This window comes from Streptomyces alboflavus (genome assembly GCF_000716675.1).
Lineage (GTDB): Bacteria > Actinomycetota > Actinomycetes > Streptomycetales > Streptomycetaceae > Streptomyces > Streptomyces alboflavus.
The window spans coordinates 1-17,238 of record NZ_JNXT01000007.1; the positions used below are offsets into that span (position 1 = coordinate 1).

The following is a 17,238-nucleotide window of genomic DNA, read 5'->3' on the forward strand; positions in this document are numbered from 1 at the left end:
GGGGACGAGGGGAAGGGGGGGTGCGGGGGCATCGGGAGCGGCATGGGCGGGGGGCGGCTGAGGTGGACCGGTCCGCACGGTGAGGGGGCGGGGCCGTCCGCACGGTGAGCGGGGCGGGGCCGTCCGCAGAGCCCGCCCCGCCCCATCCGGAGCAGACCCGTCGCCCCTCACTGCTCCCCGTCCTCCGCCCGCTCCGCCAGCACCAGCCTGACGAACCGCGCCAGATGGGCCCCCGCGACCAGCGCCGCGCTCGTCGCCACCGCCGCCCGGGCCGGTGTCGAGTCCGTCGTGAGGAGCAGCCCCGCCCCGGCCGCGAGCACGGCGGCGCCCGTCGCGAAGGCCACCGTCGGCCACACGCTCGGCGACGCGCCCGACGTCGTCCCCCTGACCGCACGCCTCGGCGGTGCGCCCGACCTCGTACCCCGCACCACACGCCTCAGCGACGCGCCCGACCCCGTACCCCGCACCACACGCCTCACCGGCGCGCCCGACGCCCCACCCCGCACCACACGCCTCAGCAGCGCGCCCAACCCCCTCCCCCGCACCACACACCCCGCCCACACCTCCCGCACCGCCCGTGCCGTCACCACGGCATGACCCGCCGCCGCCCCGGCCAGCACCGCCCCCGCCACCGCCCGCCCCGTCCCCCCGACGGACGGCAGCGACGCCGACGCCGCGACGAGGCCCGCCACCCCGGCCGCCGCATGGCCGTGGGCCGCGCGGCGGCGGGCGGGGTCGAAGAAGGCCGCGTGGACGAGCCAGGCCAGTTCGCCGACGAGGCCGACGGCGGCCGTGCCGATGAGGGTCCAGCGGGGGCCGGGCACCCGCCCCGGGGGTACACCGACGACGAGGGTGCCGCTCAGGAGGAGGACGATTCCGGCGTGGTAGAAGCCGCGGGTGCGGTCGGCCCAGCGCAGGCTGAGGGTGGCGTGGCCGCGCTGGACGTTGCGCAGCCAGCGGGTCGGCCGCCCGTCGCGCATCTCGCCGGGCCACCACTGGGCCAACTCCTCGGGCAGGGTGTCGTAGCGGCGGGCCCAGACGGCGGCCTGGACGGCGCCGATCTGCGCGAGGCCGGAGGCGATGAACAGGGACACCGCCGCGTCCGGCCAGCGGGCGAAGCGGGGCTGGGCCGCGGCGAGCGTCGGCAGGAGCAGCGCGGCCATGGTGAAGCTCGCTCCCGCGAGCAGCGGGGCCGCGAAGCCGCCGAGGCCCTGGATGCTGGCGGCGTACCCGAGGGGGAGCGGCGGCTGCCAGGTGTCGCGCGGGAGCCGCCGCGGCGCCCGTACCGCCCGCCGCACCACCCGGCGCGGCGCACCGGCTCCACGCGGGGCCCGCGCACCACCACGGCGCCGTGGACCACCTCCGCCCGCGCCCGAGGGGCCACCTCCGCGCCCGCCCGGCGGACCACCCCCGCCCCGCCGACCACGCGCCCCCCTCCCCTCAGCTCCGGGAACGCGGGCACCCCCGCTCGTGCCGCTCGTCGGCCCCGCCGCACTCGGCGCACACCCGCCCGCGTCCGCGGGTGCCGCCGAACTGGAGGCGGCGGGTGCCGGTGGCGCCCGTACGGGCCGGGGGGACGATCTGGTGGGGGCCGGGGCGCAGGCCGAAGGCGCCGCGCAGGAGCCGCATGACCTGTTCGATGGAGTCGGCGGTCGGCTGGGGCTCGGCGGGCAGCGTGAAGTACAGCTCGACGCCGTCGGGCGGGTGCAGGCTCAAGGACTGGAGCGTTCCGCCCAGCCGTTCGAAAAGGGCGCGCAGCGTCGGTTCCGCCGCGGGAACGAGAAACCTGGGCAGTTCGTCGGCGGCGACGGACAGTCGTACGTGAATGACCATCTGCATGGGATGCATCACCCCCCGTAATACGGACAAGCATACGTACCGGGGGTATTGATCACGAGTGCTTCGCCATTTCGCGGGGCCGTCGGCGGAGAAGGGCAGGGCGCCACCGGAGAACTCGGAGAACACCGAACAGACACGGAAAAACCCCGGCGCCGTCATGGCGCCGGGGCGTTCTTCCGATAGGACGGGGGAGGCGGCATCGGGGGGACAAGCCACCTCCCCCGATGAGGACCGAACTCGCCGGTCAACGCCGCCACCGGGGGAAGAGGACGGCGCGGACCCCGCAGTGGAGACCGGTCCCGGGCCCTTGGATTCCTGCCAGATCCGCCGGGCTCGCCACCATCCTGCGCCGCCCGCAACCGGAAACGGGCAGGCGAAGGGCCTCTGCCGCCGGGTCATTGGTCCTTAAAAACCTGGTGAGTTCGCGCCACGTTAGACTCGCCCGGCACAAGCGGAACACGGCGCGGAACACGGCACGCGGGGGTGCGGGGATGAACGGGCAAGGGGAGGCCACAGCGTGAAGGACCCGAAAAAGATCATTCTTTTCGTCCTCGTGGTGTTCGTCCTGTACGTGATCATCACCGACCCGGCCAAGGCCGCGGACTACGTCCAGGTAGGGTTCGAGGGCATTTCGAACGCCGCCAAGGCCATCGGCGACTTCATGACCTGGGTCGCCAACGGCGGCAAGGACGACTGAGGGAGCGCGCCCGTGATCCGCCATCTGGTCCTCTTCAAGCTCAACGACGGCGTCGAGCGCGACGACCCCCGCGTCGTCGCGGGCGTCAAGGCCTTCGAGGAGCTCGGCGGGATCATTCCCGAGCTGCGCTTCTGGGAGTGCGCCTGGAACATCTCCGAGCGCCCCATCGCGTACGACTACGCCATCAACTCGGCCGTCGACGACACCGATGCGCTCACCCGCTACCTGGAGCACCCCGCGCACCAGGCGGGCGTCGGACTGTGGCGCGAGTTCGCCACGTGGGTGATCGCCGACTACGAGTTCTGAGGCCGCCGCCGCGTTTTCCACGGCCCCGCACCGGGAACGGTGCGGGGCCGTTTCGCGTCTTCTGCCCCAACTTGCCCCTCAACACGGAGTTATCAGGTGCTTGCACACAGTGCACATGTCTTGTGATGCTATGACCGCTTTTGACGGATGAGTTGACCGAGGTCGACCGAGCTTGACCGAGCTCGGCCGGACTCGCCGGAGAAGGGGTGGCGTTGACCGTGCCGGCCAGTTCTGCGCCCGAAGCACCGCCCGCACAGGCGCCCGAGACCCCGCCCGCCCGGGCCACCGACCCACCGCACGCACGGGCTCCCGAAGCCCCGCCCGCGCAGGCCGCCGAGGAGCCGCCCGCCGGGCCGCCGCCCGCGAAGGCGCCGAGCAGCAGGGGCGCCGACACCCGCGCCCTCACCCAGGTGCTCTTCGCCCAGCTCAAGGACCTTGAGCCGGGCACCGTCGAGCACGGCAGGGTGCGCGGCGCGCTCATCGAGGCCAACCTGCCCCTGGTGCGCTACGCCGCCGCCCGCTTCCGCAGCCGCAACGAGCCGATGGAGGACGTCGTCCAGGTCGGCACCATCGGCCTCATCAACGCCATCGACCGCTTCGACCCCGACCGGGGCGTGCAGTTCCCGACCTTCGCCATGCCCACGGTCGTCGGCGAGATCAAGCGGTACTTCCGCGACAACGTGCGCACCGTCCACGTACCGCGGCGGCTGCACGAGCTGTGGGTGCAGGTCACCGGGGCGACGGAGGACCTGACCACGTCCTTCGGGCGCTCCCCCACCACCGCCGAGATCGCCGAGCGCCTGCGGATCACCGAGGAGGAGGTGCTCTCCTGCATCGAGGCCGGGCGTTCGTACCACGCGACGTCCCTGGAGGCCGCGCAGGAGGGCGACGGGCTGCCCGGGCTCCTGGACCGGCTCGGGTACGAGGACCCGGCCCTGGACGGCGTCGAGCACCGCGACCTGGTCCGGCACCTGCTGGTCCAACTGCCCGAGCGGGAACAGCGGATCCTGCTGCTTCGCTACTACAGCAATCTGACGCAGTCCCAGATCAGCGCCGAATTGGGCGTTTCCCAGATGCATGTGTCGAGACTGCTGGCCAGAAGCTTCGCGCGGCTTCGGTCCGCAAATCGGATCGAGGCGTAACCGTATCGGGTGGAACAGCCTTTCGGCCGTTACCGACGGAGTCGGGGCCGAAAAAGTCTCAGACCCCCTCTTTCCTGCACGGACGTCACCCTCACTTGTCGACAAGTCACTACAGCGTGTTGCCGACATGTGACATTCTGCTGGAACCGCGTTTGCCGGGGCCCTGCCGCCGGTATTCAGGTGGAGGCTGCGTTCCTTCGACGGGGCGCCGGCCGCGACCGTCCGCGACCTCAAGGGGGTGGCATGTCCGCAGACCAGGGCAGCTCGAAGGTGCTCACGCTCACGCTCGAAGACAGTGCGAGCGAATCAGCGCCCGACGCGCTCAAGGGTTCCGAGGCCGTATCCCCGGCCCCGGGAGCCATCGACACCCGCACCCTGTCCCGCTCCCTCTTCCTGCGGCTCGCCGCACTCGACCAGGACAGCCCCGAGCGTGCCTACGTCAGAGACACCCTGATCGAGCTCAACCTCCCCCTGGTGCGGTACGCCGCGGCGCGCTTCCGCAGCCGCAACGAACCGATGGAGGACATCGTCCAGGTCGGCACCATCGGCCTGATCAAGGCGATCGACCGGTTCGACTGCGAACGTGGCGTGGAGTTCCCGACGTTCGCGATGCCGACCGTCGTCGGCGAGATCAAGCGCTTCTTCCGGGACACCAGCTGGTCCGTGCGCGTCCCGCGCCGGCTCCAGGAGCTGCGCCTGGCCCTCACGAAGGCCAGCGACGAGCTCGCCCAGCGCCTCGACCGCTCGCCCACGGTGCCCGAACTGGCCGCCGTGCTCGGCGTGTCCGAGGAGGACGTGGTCGACGGCCTCGCCGTCGGCAACGCGTACACCGCCTCCTCCCTCGACTCCCCCGCCCCCGAGGACGACGGCGGCGAGGGCTCCCTCGCGGACCGCCTCGGCTACGAGGACACGGCCCTGGAGGGCGTCGAGTACCGCGAGTCCCTGAAGCCGCTCCTCGCCAAGCTGCCGCCGCGCGAGCGCCGCATCATCATGCTGCGCTTCTTCGCGAACATGACGCAGTCCCAGATCGGCGAGGAGGTCGGCATCTCGCAGATGCACGTCTCGCGCCTGCTGACGCGAACGCTGTCACAGCTGCGGGAAGGGCTCATCGCGGACTGATCCGACCGCGCCCCGCCGGTGTGCCGTCGCCGTTCGGCCCATTCCTGTTGACAGGGTTCCTCATTGACGGAGCGTCAGCCACACTGGCGCGATGCTTCGTGGTGCGTGGAGTGGCGGACGTGGCCGCCGGGGCGCGATAGCGGGCGCCTCGGCGGTCGTACTGGGTCTGGGCGGCCTTGTCGTGGCGTGCGGCGGTGACGGGCGGGACGGCTTCGTGGCCACCGGTGCGGCCGGGGGCGGGCCGGAGAAGGGGTCCGGGAAGGCCGTGGGGCCCGGCGGGGACGTGGAGTTCGTGCCGCTGGACGGGAAGCCGTCAGGGAGCCCGTCCGAGGGGCCGCCGAGGAAGGGCTCCGGGGTGGACGGAACCGGGCGGGCCGGGGGTGACGACGGCCGTTCGCCGGGTGAGGGTTCGCCCGGCGCCGGGGCCAGGGGCGGGACGGCCCCGGACGGGAAGTCGCCGGGCGGCAGCGCCGGTTCAGGCTCCCCGGGCGCCCAGGGCGACTCGTCGACCGGTCACGGCGAGGGCGGCGGCGCAGACGACGACGGCACCCGCCCCGGCCCCCCGAGCGATACCACCCCCGGCCCCGGCACTCCCCCCAAGCCCGGACCGAACCCGGACCCGGACCCCAAGCCGAACCCGGACCCGAAGCCGAAACCCCCCACCCCCGCCATCCTCAAGGTCGGCGAGCCCCGGCGCGCCGCCGGGGACAAGCGGTGGTGCGAGGACGTGACCGTCAGCTTCCGCAACACCGGGGGTTCCGCGGCGCGTTCGGGCAGCGTGACGTTCGGTACGCACATCATCGGCGCCCTCGGCGTGGACTGGGGGACGATCGAGTCCACGCGGAAGCTCCCGGCGCCCATCGAGGCCGGGAGAACCGTGAAGAAGACTTGGCCTGTTTGTGTCGACTGGTGGCGCGTTCCGCTCGGCATGCGGGTCGAGACGCGCGTGGTCGACGTGGAGTGGAAGTAGCCCCCGAGGGGACCGGGGACGCGCCCCTTGGCGCGCGCACCCGCGTACGGGCGCGCGCCGGAGCGTTACTTCAGCGCCAGCCAGGCCACCGCGGCCACGATCACGATCGCCGCGACCACGCCCACGATGAGGCCGATGCGCGGGCCCGCCGGGGCCGCCGCCTGCCGCTGCGCACGGCTGCCCTGCGGCGGCTCGTCGACGAAGGCGCGGAACATCTGAGTGGAGCCCGCCGGGTCGTGCTGACCGTGCTGGCCCTCGGGGCCCGGGGCGCCCTGCGGTGCATGGGGGTTGTGTGCCATGGGGCAGGACCCTAGCGAATCCCCGCCGCCCGGCCCAACCCTCGCTGACCGGCGGCTTTACCTCCGTGGTCCGAGACCTTTGCCAGCCCTTTAGCCCGTTGGTCCGGTTTTAGTTTGCCTGCGGCAACCAACTGCTTCTATGGTTGCCCTAAGCAACGAAAAGTGAGGGTGGACGCCATGGCCGCACAGCGTGAGTACGCGGAGCTGGCCCGCCAGCTCAGCGCCATCGGCGCCGTGAAGCGCGGCCTCGGCCGCGGTCTGCCCGCCGACTGCCCGAGCGGCTCCGCCGCCGTGCTCACCCTGCTCCAGCGCCACGGCGAGATGCGGATGAGCCGCCTCGCGGAACTCCTTGCCGTCGACATGTCGGTGACCAGCCGTCATGTCGCGCACGTCGCGGAGCGCGGCTGGATCGACCGGGCCCCGGACCCCGCGGACAAGCGCTCGCGCATCCTGCGGCTGACGCCCGCGGGCGAGGCCAAGTTCGAGGAGCTGTCCGAGCTGTCCATCGCGACCCTCGCCCACTACCTGCACGACTGGTCCGACGCCGACGTCGGCCGGCTCAGCTCGCTGCTCGGGCGCCTGCGTGCGGGATTCGGGGACTGCCGCGCGGCTTCGGCCCGGCTCCCCGGAGCACCGCACGCGCCCGATGAACCCACCGAGACCACCCGTACACCCGCGTAAGAATCAGGAAAAGGAACCCATGGCAACATCCACACCGTCCGGTGTGCGGGGCAGCCATGCCAAGCACGGAGCGCACGGGCACCCGGGCAGCGGCGCCCCGATGACGCACCGGCAGATCATGGAGGCGCTGTCCGGCCTCCTGCTCGGCATGTTCGTCGCGATCCTGTCGTCGACGATCGTCTCCAACGCCCTGCCCGAGATCATCGGCGACCTCGGCGGCGGCCAGTCCGCGTACACCTGGGTCGTCACCGCCGCACTGCTCTCGATGACGGCGAGCACCCCGCTGTGGGGCAAGCTGTCCGACCTCTTCAGCAAGAAGGCGCTCGTCCAGATAGCCCTGGTCATCTATGTCCTCGGCTCGGTCGTCGCCGGTCTCTCGCAGAACGCCGGGATGCTGATCGCCTGCCGCGTGGTGCAGGGCATCGGCGTCGGCGGCCTCTCGGCGCTCGCCCAGATCGTCATGGCCGCGATGATCTCCCCGCGCGAGCGCGGCCGTTACTCCGGCTACCTCGGCGCGACCTTCGCCGTCGCCACCGTCGGCGGCCCGCTGCTCGGCGGCGTCATCACCGACACCTCCTGGCTCGGCTGGCGCTGGTGCTTCTACGTCGGCGTGCCCTTCGCGATCATCGCCCTGATCGTGCTCCAGAAGACCCTGAAGCTGCCCGTCGTGAAGCGCGAGGTGAAGGTCGACTGGGCCGGCGCCTTCTTCATCACCGCCGCCGTCTCGCTGCTCCTGGTCTGGGTGACCTTCGCGGGCTCCGGCTCCGGCAAGAAGTACGACTGGCTGTCGTGGCAGTCGTACGCGATGGTCGGCGGCTCGATCGTCCTCGGCCTGCTGTTCCTGCTCGTGGAGTCCAGGGCCAGCGAGCCGATCATCCCGCTGCGGCTGTTCCGCAACCGCACCATCGCCCTCGCCTCGGTCGCCTCGCTGTTCGTCGGCGTCGCGATGTTCGCGGGCACCGTCTTCTTCAGCCAGTACTTCCAGCTGGCGCGCGGCAAGTCGCCCACGATGTCCGGCGTCATGACGATCCCGATGATCGCGGGCCTGTTCGTGTCGTCCACCGTCTCCGGGCAGCTCATCACCAAGACGGGCAAGTGGAAGGCCTGGCTGGTCAGCGGCGGTGTACTGCTGACCGCGGGCCTCGGTCTCCTCGGCACCATGCGGTACGACACCGCGTACTGGCACATCGCCTGCTACATGGCGCTGATGGGCCTCGGCATCGGCATGATGATGCAGAACCTGGTGCTGTGCACGCAGAACCAGGTCGCGCCCGAGGACATCGGCGCCGCCAGCTCCGTCGTCACCTTCTTCCGGTCCCTCGGCGGCGCCATGGGCGTCTCGGCGCTCGGCGCCGTGATGTCGACGCGCATCACCGACTACGTGAAGGACGGCCTCGCCGACCTCGGCCCGCAGGGCGCGGCCCTCGGCCACGGCGGCACCGGCGGGGGCGGCATCCCGGACCTGGACGCGCTGCCCGCGCCGTTCCGGACCGTGATGGAGAGCGCCTACGGCCACGGCATCGCGGACGTGTTCCTGATCGCCGCGCCCATCGCGTTCCTCGCGTTCGTGGTCACCCTCTTCATCAAGGAGGTGCCGCTGCGCACGGCCGGAGCGCTCGCGCAGGCCGCCGAGTCCGGCGACACCTCCGCGCCCGCCTCGCCCGCAGCGCCCGTACCCGCCGAGGCCGCACCGGCCGCCGACGCCGAGCCCGTGCTCGCCTCCGTCGCCGCGCACACCGAGGCAGGACCCGAGGGCACGCAGCGGCTCGCCGCCACGGCGTCCGTCGCGGGCTCCGGCGCGGCGCCCGCGCAGGACACCGGCGGGGGCGTGCCGGTACGCGGCTTCGTGCGCGGCGCCGAGAGCGCGCCCGTGCCCCGGGCCGCGGTCACGCTGATCTCCCTCGGCGGGCGGCAGTTGGGGCGCGCGGTCGCCCAGGACGACGGCTCGTACGCCGTGGACGCCCCCGGCGCCGGTTCGTACGTCCTGATCGCCTCCGCCGACGGGTTCCAGCCGCAGGCATCGACCGTCGTGGTCGGCGCCGAGCCGCTCGCGTACGACCTGCTCCTGAGCGGCACCAGCGGGCTCGGCGGGGTCGTGCGGACCGCCGACGCCAAGGAGCCCGTGGCCGGTGCCATGGTCGTCGTGACCGATGTGCGCGGGGACGTGCTCGCCACCGGGACCTCCGGCGAGCAGGGCGACTTCGCCTTCGCCGAGCTGGTCCCCGGGCCCGTGACCGTCGCCGTGAACGCGGCGGGGCACCGCCCTGTGGCCCTGCCCGTCGAGGTGTCCGCCGTCGGCGTCACCCGCGTCGAGGTCGAACTGCGGTCCGGCGCGCGGGTGCTCGGCACCGTGCGGGCCGCGGGCGGGCCGCTGAACGGCGCCCGCGTCACGCTCGTCGACGCGGCCGGGAACGTCGTGGCCACCGCCACCACCGGGACGGACGGCGAGTACGCCTTCACCGACCTGGACGGCGGCGAGTACACGGTCATCGCGACCGGCTACCCGCCCGTGGCCACCGGCCTGACGGTCGGCGGCGACGGCGGCGTCGTCGAAGGGCACGACATCGAACTCGCCCACCCGGGCGAGTGATTGACTCCGCCCAGGGCCGCGCTTTGAGCGGACGCGGCCCCGGGCGGTGCGTAGGGCCCCCGGGACGGTGGCGACGCGACGGTTGGGGACGGCCGGTCGCCACCGCCGGGGGCCGATTGCTTTTCGGACCTCTGCAAGGAGCTTGAAACGTGGGACTTAGTGCGCGGATCCGGACCAGGGACGGGTGGGCCGTGCCGCACGCCGTCGTGACGGTGACCGACATGACGGGGACGCAGGTGCTGCGCGCCGACGCCGACGGGGACGGCGTGGTGCGGGACGCCACGGAGCTGGCCGCCGGGCCGTACACCGTCATCGTCACCGCCGTCGGGTACGCGCCCGCCGCCGCCACCGCCCTGGTCACCGCGAGCGGGCGTGCCGACGTCGGCCAGGTCGTCCTCGGCCGCGCCGGTGGCGCCGAGCTGCCGCTGCCCGGACCGTGGACCGTCGACCCCGTGCACTCGTCCGTGGCCGCCGTCGCGCAGCACCTGGGGATCTCCAGCGTGCGCGGGCGGTTCACGGAGTTCTCGGGGCGGGTGGAGATCGCCGAGGACCTGGAGAAGTCGCGGGTCGAGGCGGTCATAGGTGCCGCGTCCATCGACACCGGCAACGCGATGCGCGACGGCCACCTGAAGTCCGGCGACTTCCTGGACGTCGAGGCGTACCCGGAGATCACCTACCGGTCGACCGGGCTCGAACCCACCGGATCCGACCGGTGGACCGTGCGCGGCGAACTCGGCATGCACGGCGTCGTACGCCCCGTCGACCTCGACCTGGCCTACCTCGGCACCGGCGCCGACCCGTGGGGCGGCACCCGCGCGGCCTTCCGCGCCACCGCCGAACTGCGCCGCGAGGACTTCGCCATGAACTACAACCAGGTGCTCCAGGCGGGCATCTCGGCGATCGGCACGACGCTGAAGGTGGAGCTGGACATCCAGGCGGTGCAGGGCGAGAGGCTGCCGCAGGTCTAGGCGGGTCCGGGCAGGGCCGGGCAGGTCGGCCCCGGTGGGCGCGGTGGGCGCGGTGGGCGCGGTGGCCCCGGTGGGCGCGGTGCAGGGCGTACCGTCGTGGCCATGACGCCCCCGAACATCGCCACCAACACCCCCGTGTCCCGCGCGGAGTTGCTGGACTTCGTCCGGCCCCGGCACAAGGCGCTCCTGCTCACCGCCCGCGCCGACGGCACCCCGCAGGCCTCCCCGCTGACCTGCGGGGTCGACGACTCGGGCCGGATCGTGGTCGCCACGTACCCCGAGCGCGCCAAGACCCGCAACGCCAAGCGGAACCCACGGGTCAGCGTGGTCGTCCTGTCGGACGAGTGGAACGGCCCGTGGGTCCAGGTCGACGGCACCGCGGAGGTGATCGACGCCCCTGAGTCGGTGGAGCCGCTCGTCGAGTACTACCGGAACATCGCGGGCGAGCACCCCGACTGGGACGAGTACCGCGAGGCGATGCGGAAGCAGGGCAAGTCGCTGATCCGCGTCACCCCGGAGCGGTGGGGTCCGGTGGCTACCGGGGGCTTTCCTCCTCGGTGACCCCTGTGCCGGCGCCCCCGGCCGTGGCGGCTCCCCCGGCGGCGCCACGCTCCCCGTCCCCGGCGAGGACGGCCGGGTCCAGCATCGACTCGATGCCCGCGATCATCAGGTCCAGGGCGATCGTGAAGTCCCTGGCCCACATCTCGGAGACGGTGCCCTCGCTGCGGGACGCCATGAGTTCCGCGGCGGACCGCACCGCCTCGTTGGTGGCGAGCTCCTCGTTCACCGTGCCGACCGCGTCCCGGAAGTACTCGTCCTGCGTCATCCCCGCCGCCGCGACCCGGGCGAGGAAGTGCCCCTCGATGGTCCCGAAGCCGTACACGAACTGGAACACCGCGGCGATCGCGCCGTTCTGGCGGTAGGGCGTGAGCCCGGTGTTCTGCACGGCCCGCTGGATGGCGAGGGAGAACGCCAGCCAGTTCGGCCCGATGTTCAGGAACTCGCCGATCAGCGGCGACACCCAGGGGTGGCGGACCAGCAGGTCCCGGTACCCGGCGGCCAGTTCGCGCAGCTGCTCGCGCCACTCCGCGGGCACGGCCTCGGTGTCGGGGAGGCGGACCTCCTCGGCGACCCGGTCGAGGGCCAGCTCAAGCAGGTCGTCCTTGGTGTCCACGTACCAGTACACGGACATCGCGGTGACGTTCAGCTCCGCGGCGAGGCGGCGCATCGAGAACTTGGCCAGGCCCTCCGCGTCCAGGAGCCGGACAGTGGCGGCGGTGATGCGGTCCCGGTCGAGCCCGGCCGGCTGAGCCCCCCGGCGGCCGGTGCCGCGCGGCGCCTTGCCCTCCAGCCAGACACTCGTGCGCGCGGCTCTCTTCGGGCGGTCGGCTGCCTTCGCCATGGCGCACCTTCCTGCTATTCGTACGTGTTCCGTTCGGGGCCGGGGCGGGTGGGCGGAGCCGCTCCGTCACGTCTCGCGCCGGACGCTCTCGTCCACCCGTCCCGATGCTATGCGGACGCCTGCTCCGGGGAGTCCGTCGGCTCCGCCGCCTTCCGCCCGGAGTCTGCCCGTTCCGCGCGCCACAGCAACGCCGCGGCCAGCGCGCCGCCGAGGAACAGCGCCACCGCGCCGACGAGCTGACTCGTCTCCAGGCCGGAGGAGAAGGCGTCCGAGATCCGCTCCCGCTCCCCCGCCGAGTCCGCGGCCGCCATCGCCGCGGGGAACGACGTCGCGGACACCGCGACGAGCGCCGAGAACCGGGAGTTGAGGACCGCGCCGAGCACCGCGACCCCGAGGCCGTTGCCGAACTCGGCGAGCGTGCCGTTGATGCCCGCGCCCACCCCGGCCTTCTCCGGCGGGATGGCGCTCATGACGGCGTTGGCCATCGCGGGCATCGCGAAGGAGATTCCCGCGCCCATCAGGACGAGTCCGACCAGCATGCCCGTGTAGTCGTGGCCCCCGAACGACGCGACGACGGCCAGGCCGCCCGCCAGCGTGGTCATGCCGGTCAGGATCGTCAGCGGCGTGCCCAGCTTGGCGTGCACCTTCGCGCCGATGCCGACCAGGTTCAGGAGCACCACGGTCACGGCGAGCGGCGCCGTGCGCAGCCCCGCCTCCAGCGGCTCGTACCCGAGGACGAACTGGAGGTGCTGGGTGAGCAGATAGAGCGAACCGGCGAGGCCGAAGGCCACCAGGATCGCGCCCGTCACCGCGCCGATGAAGCGCTTGTTCTGGAAGAAGTGCATGTCCAGCATGGGGTACGGGGCCCGCAGCTCCCACAGCGCGAAGGCCCCGAGGACCACCACACCGACCCCGGCCGCGACCAGGACCTGACCCGACGTCCAGCCGTGCTCGGGGCCCGAGATGATCGCGTACACGACCGACGCCATGCCGATGGTGGAGAGCAGCGCGCCGAGCAGGTCGGGCCGGTCGCCCTGCGGGTTCTTCGACTCGGGCACCATGCGCACCACCGCGACCACGCCGATCAGCGCCACCGGGATGTTGATCAGGAAGATCGAGCCCCACCAGAAGTGGTTCAGCATGAAGCCGCCGAGCAGCGGACCCGTCGCGAACCCGAGGGAGTTGACGATCGCCCAGAGGCCGATCGCCCTCACCCGCTCGGCGTCGTCGAAGAGCTGCACCACGACCGCGAGGGTCGTCGTCATCAGCAGGGCGCCGCCTACGCCCATCCCGGCGCGGGCCGCGATCAGCTGCGCGGACGTCTGCGCCAGGCCCGCGGCGAGCGAGCCGATGCCGAACAGGACCAGGCCCGCGGTCAGCAGCTTCTTGCGGCCGTAGCGGTCGGCCGCGCTGCCCGCCGTGAGCAGCAGGCCCGACTGCACGAGCGAGTACGCGTTGATCATCCACTGGATGTCGGCCGATGACGCGTCCAGCTCGCTGGTGAGCGAGGGGATCGCGACGCTCAGGACCGTGTTGTCGAGCAGCACGGTGAGCTGGGCCAGGCAGATGACGCCCAGGATCAGCCAGCGCCGCGGGTGGCGGTCGCCGTGCCCGACGACTGCTTCGGGGTTGGCTGCGGTGGTCGCCGTCATGCGGGCTCCTTCCCTTATACGGTGTACATCGATGATGGATATACACCGTAGAGGAATCCCTATACGCTGTACAACACGCGTCGTCGGGGCGCTCAGCCCTTGGGCTCGGTCAGGTCGTAGAACGTGGCGTCGCCCGCGGTGACCTCGGTGAAGTTCTTCGTCACCCAGGAGGAGATCTGGGCGGCGGTGCCCTGGTCACTGTCCGTGCCGCCGCCTCGGGCTCCGCCCATGCCTCCGCCCATGCCGCCTCCGGCGATGAAGTAGTGGATCCGGCCGTCGGCCACGTAGCTCTTGAACTGGGCGAGGGTGGGGGACGGGTCGCTGCCGTTGAAGCCGCCGATGGCCATCACGGGTTCGCCGGTGGCGAGTTGGTGGCTCGCCGCGTTCTGCGAGCCGATCGCCGCGGCGGCCCAGGTGTAGGCACTGGCGTTCGCTTCCAGGAGGCGCTTCTCCTCGGTGCCGACCTGGGCGCCGTTGAGAAGGCCGCCCATGCCGCCGCGCTGACCGCGCGGTGGGGTGTTCTGCTGGGGCTGGCCTTGCGGGCCGGGGTGCTGCCCCTGGGGGTTCTGCTGGCCCTGTGCCTGTCCCTGCTGGCCCTGGGCCTGCCCCTGCTGCCCTTGCTGCCCCGGAGGCCGCCCCCCGCCGTCCCCGCCGGGACCACCAGGCCTCCCCGGCCCACCCGGACCGCCCGTCCGCCCCGCCCCCGCGGGCCCCGCCGTCACGATCGACCCGGTGTGCGGGCTGTCCACCGTGGACAGCGTGTACGCCACCGGACCGGCGAGCGACGCCGCGAGGCCGACGCCGACGGCCGTGAGGGCGAGCCGCCGTCCGAGCCGGGCCGCGAGCAGCAGTCCCGCCGCGCCCGCGAGCCCGGCGACAAGCACGGCCCAGCGCAGCCACGGCACATGGTCGGGCGTACGGCCGAGGAGTTCGTACGCCCACCAGGCCGTCACCGCGACCGCGCCGCCGAGCACCACGCCCGCCCACGCCCTGGCGCGCTCCTCCCACAGCACGGTCGCGCCCATGCCGACGAGCGCCGCGAGGTAGGGGGCGAGGGCCACCGTGTAGTACTGGTGGAAGATCCCGGCCATGAAGCTGAAGACGGCCGCGGTCATCAGGAGCGAGCCGCCCCACGCCACGAACGCCGCCCGCGCGGTGTCCGTCCTGCGCGCCCGCCACGTCACGATCAGGCCGCCGACCAGCAGGATCAGCGCGGCCGGAAGCAGCCAGGAGATCTGGCCGCCCACCTCGGAGCCGAACATCCTGCCGAGGCCGGTCTCGCCCCAGCGGCCCCCGCCGCCGGGCCCGCCGCCCCCGCCGACGCTGCCGGTCTCCTCGCCGTTGATGCGGCCGAGGCCGTTGTAGCCGAAGGTCAGCTCCAGGAAGGAGTTGTGCTGGGAGCCGCCGACGTAGGGGCGGGACGACTCGGGCCACAGCTCGACGACCGCGACCCACCAGCCGCCCGCGACGACCGTCGCGAGCCCGGACAGGGCGAGTTGGCCAAGGCGCCTGGGCAGCCGCACCGGCGCGCACACCGCGTACAGGACCGCGAGCGGCGGCAGGATCAGGAACGCCTGCAGGGTCTTGGCGAGGAACGCTAGGCCGACGGCGACGCCTGCCCAGACCAGCCACTTGGTGTGCCCGTCCTCCAGGGCGCGCAGGACGCAGTAGACGGTGACGGTCATCAGGAGCGCGAGCAGCGCGTCGGGGTTGTTGAAGCGGAACATCAGCGCGGCGACCGGGGTGAGCGCGAGAACCGCGCCCGCGATCAGCCCGGCGGCGGCACTGAAACGGCGGCGCACGGCGGCGTACAGGACCGCGACCGTGGCCACGCCCATCAGCGCCTGCGGCAGCAGGATCGCCCAGGAGCTGAGGCCGAAGAGCCGCACGGACAGGGCCATCGGCCAGAGCGCGGCCGGGGGCTTGTCGACCGTGATCGCGTTGCCCGCGTCCAGGGAGCCGAAGAACATCGCCTTCCAGCTCTCGCCACCGGCCTGCGCGGCGGCGGAGTAGAAGGAGTTGGCGTAGCCGGACGCACTGAGGTTCCAGAGGTAGAGCGCGGCGGTGGTGAGCAGGAGGGCCAGGAAGGCGGGGCGTGCCCAGCGGGGGGTGGTGAGGCCGTCCGGCGTCGGGATCCTGCGTGAGGCGGGGGATTCGAGCCCGTCCGGCGATTGAGGACGAGCGCGCAGCGCGATTTCGGGGGAGGTCATCGGGGGCTCCTCGGGGTCTTGGGTGCGGCGAGGGACTCGAGCCCGTCCGGCGATTGAGGACGGGCGCGCGGCGCGACCGGGGCGCGCCGGTCCGGGAACACCCACGTGCGAAGGAGCAGGAAGCGCAGGACCGTCGCCGCGAGGTTGGCGACGACGAGGACGGCCAGCTCCGTGCCGTGCGCGGCGTCGTCGGCGGCCGCGTCGAGCGCCGCGAGGGAGCCGCTGGTCAGGGCCAGGCCGACGGCGAAGACCACCAGGCCCTGCGCCTGATGGCGGACGGCGCGCGCGGGGCCGCGCACGCCGAAGGTGAGCCGTCGGTTGGCCGCCGTGTTGGCGACGGCGGACACGAGGAGGGCGAGCGCGTTGGCGGCCTGCGCCCCCGTGAACGTACGGAAGGCGGAGTAGAGGAGGAGATAGAAGAGGGTGGAGAGGACGCCGACCGCGCAGAAGCCGACGAGCTGGCGGGCAAGGCCGCCCGGCACCCCCGGGAGTCGGCGGTCGCGCGGGTCGTCGCCGAAGGGGCGCGCGAGCCGGTCGAGAGGGAGCGCGCCGACGGCGAGCGCGCGGCCGACGCGCCACACGCCCTTCAGGTCCTCGGCCGCCGTCTTGACGATGTGGACGGACGAGTCGGGGTCGTCCACCCAGTCGACGGGCACCTCGTGGATGCGCAGGCCCGCGCGCTCGGCGAGCACCAGCATCTCGGTGTCGAAGAACCACCCCGTGTCCTCGACCAGCGGCAGCAACTCCCCTGCCACGTCCGCCCGGAGCGCCTTGAACCCGCACTGCGCGTCGGAGAACCGGGCGTGCAGCGAGCCGCGCAGGATGAGGTTGTACGCGCGGGAGACGAACTCCCGCTTGCCGCCGCGCACCACGCGTGAACTGCGCGTGAGCCGGGAGCCGATCGCCAGGTCCGAGTGGCCGGAGATCAGCGGCGCGACCAGGGGGAGCAGCGCGTTGAGGTCCGTGGACAGGTCCACGTCCATGTACGCGAGCACGGGTGCGTCGGACGCGGACCAGACGGCCCGCAGCGCCCGCCCGCGCCCCTTCTCCTCCAGGCGTACGTACCGCACGTCGGGAAGCCGGGCCGCGAGCCCGGCCCCCACCCGCGGGGTGCGGTCCGTGGACGCGTTGTCGGCGATCGTGACGCGGAAGCGGTACGGGAAGGTCCGCGTGAGGTGGTCGTGCAGCCTGCGCACGGACGGCGGGAGGTCCTTCTCCTCGTTGTGGACCGGGATGACGATGTCGAGGACGGGCGCCGTCGGTACGTCGTGTCGGGCGCTGTGCGCGGGCAGATGCGCCCGTCTCGGCAGCGTGCCCGACGGCGCCTTGGCAGAGTCGGTTGGCATGCGTCCGACGCTCGCCA

General features: G+C 72.9%; 16 protein-coding genes. 9 read left to right on the forward strand and 7 right to left on the reverse strand.

Translation table 11 applies throughout. The features are described from left to right. Positions 1–167: 167 nt before the first annotated feature. Both OO63_RS07605 and OO63_RS07610 read right to left on the reverse strand, forming a co-directional pair. Positions 168–1,301 (reverse strand): hypothetical protein, encoded by a 1,134-nt coding sequence (locus OO63_RS07605; RefSeq protein WP_030357903.1) that lies wholly within the window; start codon positions 1,299–1,301, stop codon positions 168–170. Positions 1,302–1,440: 139 nt separating this feature from the next. Further along, the gene (locus OO63_RS07610) at positions 1,441–1,839 is read right to left on the reverse strand and encodes a hypothetical protein (protein WP_030357902.1); all 399 of its coding nucleotides are present in this window, start codon (positions 1,837–1,839) and stop codon (positions 1,441–1,443) included. A gap of 517 nt (positions 1,840–2,356) precedes the next feature. On the opposite strand from OO63_RS07610, the gene OO63_RS07615 reads away from it, so the two are divergent. The 5 genes from OO63_RS07615 to OO63_RS07635 all read left to right on the forward strand — a co-directional run bounded on the left by OO63_RS07615 (position 2,357) and on the right by OO63_RS07635 (position 6,073). Further along, a complete protein-coding gene (locus OO63_RS07615; RefSeq protein ID WP_030357901.1) occupies positions 2,357–2,536 on the forward strand; it encodes a hypothetical protein in 180 nt (59 codons plus the stop codon). A gap of 12 nt (positions 2,537–2,548) precedes the next feature. After that, positions 2,549–2,842 carry a Dabb family protein gene (locus OO63_RS07620; protein WP_030357900.1) on the forward strand — a complete coding sequence of 98 codons (294 nt, stop codon included), beginning with the start codon at positions 2,549–2,551 and terminating at the stop codon, positions 2,840–2,842. A 212-nt stretch (positions 2,843–3,054) separates the two neighbouring features. After that, positions 3,055–3,984, forward strand: a complete 930-nt coding sequence (locus OO63_RS07625; RefSeq protein ID WP_051810654.1) for an RNA polymerase sigma factor SigF — start codon at positions 3,055–3,057, stop codon at positions 3,982–3,984. Between the two features lie 243 nt (positions 3,985–4,227). Beyond that, a complete protein-coding gene (locus OO63_RS07630; protein ID WP_030357898.1) occupies positions 4,228–5,103 on the forward strand; it encodes an RNA polymerase sigma factor SigF in 876 nt (291 codons plus the stop codon). A 91-nt stretch (positions 5,104–5,194) separates the two neighbouring features. Continuing rightward, positions 5,195–6,073, forward strand: a complete 879-nt coding sequence (locus OO63_RS07635) for a hypothetical protein (protein WP_030357897.1) — start codon at positions 5,195–5,197, stop codon at positions 6,071–6,073. A 65-nt stretch (positions 6,074–6,138) separates the two neighbouring features. On the opposite strand, the gene OO63_RS42085 is transcribed toward OO63_RS07635, so the two are convergent. After that, complete coding sequence (locus OO63_RS42085) at positions 6,139–6,372, reverse strand: hypothetical protein (RefSeq protein WP_031192533.1); 234 nt, start codon at positions 6,370–6,372, stop codon at positions 6,139–6,141. Positions 6,373–6,549: 177 nt separating this feature from the next. Between OO63_RS42085 and OO63_RS07640 the strand changes: the two genes are divergently transcribed. The 4 genes from OO63_RS07640 (at position 6,550) to OO63_RS07655 (ending at position 11,172) form a co-directional block, all read left to right on the forward strand. Next, a complete protein-coding gene (locus tag OO63_RS07640) occupies positions 6,550–7,053 on the forward strand; it encodes a MarR family winged helix-turn-helix transcriptional regulator (RefSeq protein ID WP_030357896.1) in 504 nt (167 codons plus the stop codon). Positions 7,054–7,153: 100 nt separating this feature from the next. After that, positions 7,154–9,643, forward strand: coding sequence for an MFS transporter (locus OO63_RS07645; protein WP_030357895.1), 2,490 nt, complete (start codon positions 7,154–7,156; stop codon positions 9,641–9,643). 149 nt (positions 9,644–9,792) lie between these two features. Further along, positions 9,793–10,611: a YceI family protein gene (locus tag OO63_RS07650; protein WP_030357894.1), complete on the forward strand. Its 819-nt coding sequence runs from the start codon at positions 9,793–9,795 to the stop codon at positions 10,609–10,611. A gap of 102 nt (positions 10,612–10,713) precedes the next feature. After that, the gene (locus OO63_RS07655) at positions 10,714–11,172 is read left to right on the forward strand and encodes a PPOX class F420-dependent oxidoreductase (RefSeq protein ID WP_030357893.1); all 459 of its coding nucleotides are present in this window, start codon (positions 10,714–10,716) and stop codon (positions 11,170–11,172) included. On the opposite strand, the gene OO63_RS07660 is transcribed toward OO63_RS07655, so the two are convergent. The 4 genes from OO63_RS07660 to OO63_RS41375 all read right to left on the reverse strand — a co-directional run bounded on the left by OO63_RS07660 (position 11,147) and on the right by OO63_RS41375 (position 17,221). Continuing rightward, positions 11,147–12,013 (reverse strand): TetR/AcrR family transcriptional regulator, encoded by an 867-nt coding sequence (locus OO63_RS07660; protein WP_234311118.1) that lies wholly within the window; start codon positions 12,011–12,013, stop codon positions 11,147–11,149. The two genes, OO63_RS07655 and OO63_RS07660, sit on opposite strands and share 26 nt — an antisense overlap. A gap of 107 nt (positions 12,014–12,120) precedes the next feature. Continuing rightward, positions 12,121–13,665, reverse strand: coding sequence for an MFS transporter (locus tag OO63_RS07665; protein WP_030357891.1), 1,545 nt, complete (start codon positions 13,663–13,665; stop codon positions 12,121–12,123). A gap of 92 nt (positions 13,666–13,757) precedes the next feature. Beyond that, positions 13,758–15,875, reverse strand: coding sequence for an ArnT family glycosyltransferase (locus OO63_RS07670; protein ID WP_030357890.1), 2,118 nt, complete (start codon positions 15,873–15,875; stop codon positions 13,758–13,760). Next, the gene (locus OO63_RS41375; protein ID WP_051810644.1) at positions 15,872–17,221 is read right to left on the reverse strand and encodes a bifunctional glycosyltransferase family 2/GtrA family protein; all 1,350 of its coding nucleotides are present in this window, start codon (positions 17,219–17,221) and stop codon (positions 15,872–15,874) included. Before OO63_RS41375 ends, OO63_RS07670 begins: the two co-directional genes overlap by 4 nt. Between the last annotated feature and the right edge of the window lie 17 nt (positions 17,222–17,238).

Coding starts and splice junctions, on each gene's coding strand:
- OO63_RS07610 (WP_030357902.1), bottom strand. CDS start 1,839: ATGCAGATGGTCATTCACGTACGACTGTCCGTCGCCGCCGACGAACTG.
- OO63_RS07630 (WP_030357898.1), top strand. CDS start 4,228: ATGTCCGCAGACCAGGGCAGCTCGAAGGTGCTCACGCTCACGCTCGAA.
- OO63_RS07635 (WP_030357897.1), top strand. CDS start 5,195: ATGCTTCGTGGTGCGTGGAGTGGCGGACGTGGCCGCCGGGGCGCGATA.
- OO63_RS42085 (WP_031192533.1), bottom strand. CDS start 6,372: ATGGCACACAACCCCCATGCACCGCAGGGCGCCCCGGGCCCCGAGGGC.
- OO63_RS07640 (WP_030357896.1), top strand. CDS start 6,550: ATGGCCGCACAGCGTGAGTACGCGGAGCTGGCCCGCCAGCTCAGCGCC.
- OO63_RS07645 (WP_030357895.1), top strand. CDS start 7,154: ATGACGCACCGGCAGATCATGGAGGCGCTGTCCGGCCTCCTGCTCGGC.
- OO63_RS07655 (WP_030357893.1), top strand. CDS start 10,714: ATGACGCCCCCGAACATCGCCACCAACACCCCCGTGTCCCGCGCGGAG.
- OO63_RS07660 (WP_234311118.1), bottom strand. CDS start 12,013: ATGGCGAAGGCAGCCGACCGCCCGAAGAGAGCCGCGCGCACGAGTGTC.
- OO63_RS07665 (WP_030357891.1), bottom strand. CDS start 13,665: ATGACGGCGACCACCGCAGCCAACCCCGAAGCAGTCGTCGGGCACGGC.
- OO63_RS07670 (WP_030357890.1), bottom strand. CDS start 15,875: ATGACCTCCCCCGAAATCGCGCTGCGCGCTCGTCCTCAATCGCCGGAC.
- OO63_RS41375 (WP_051810644.1), bottom strand. CDS start 17,221: ATGCCAACCGACTCTGCCAAGGCGCCGTCGGGCACGCTGCCGAGACGG.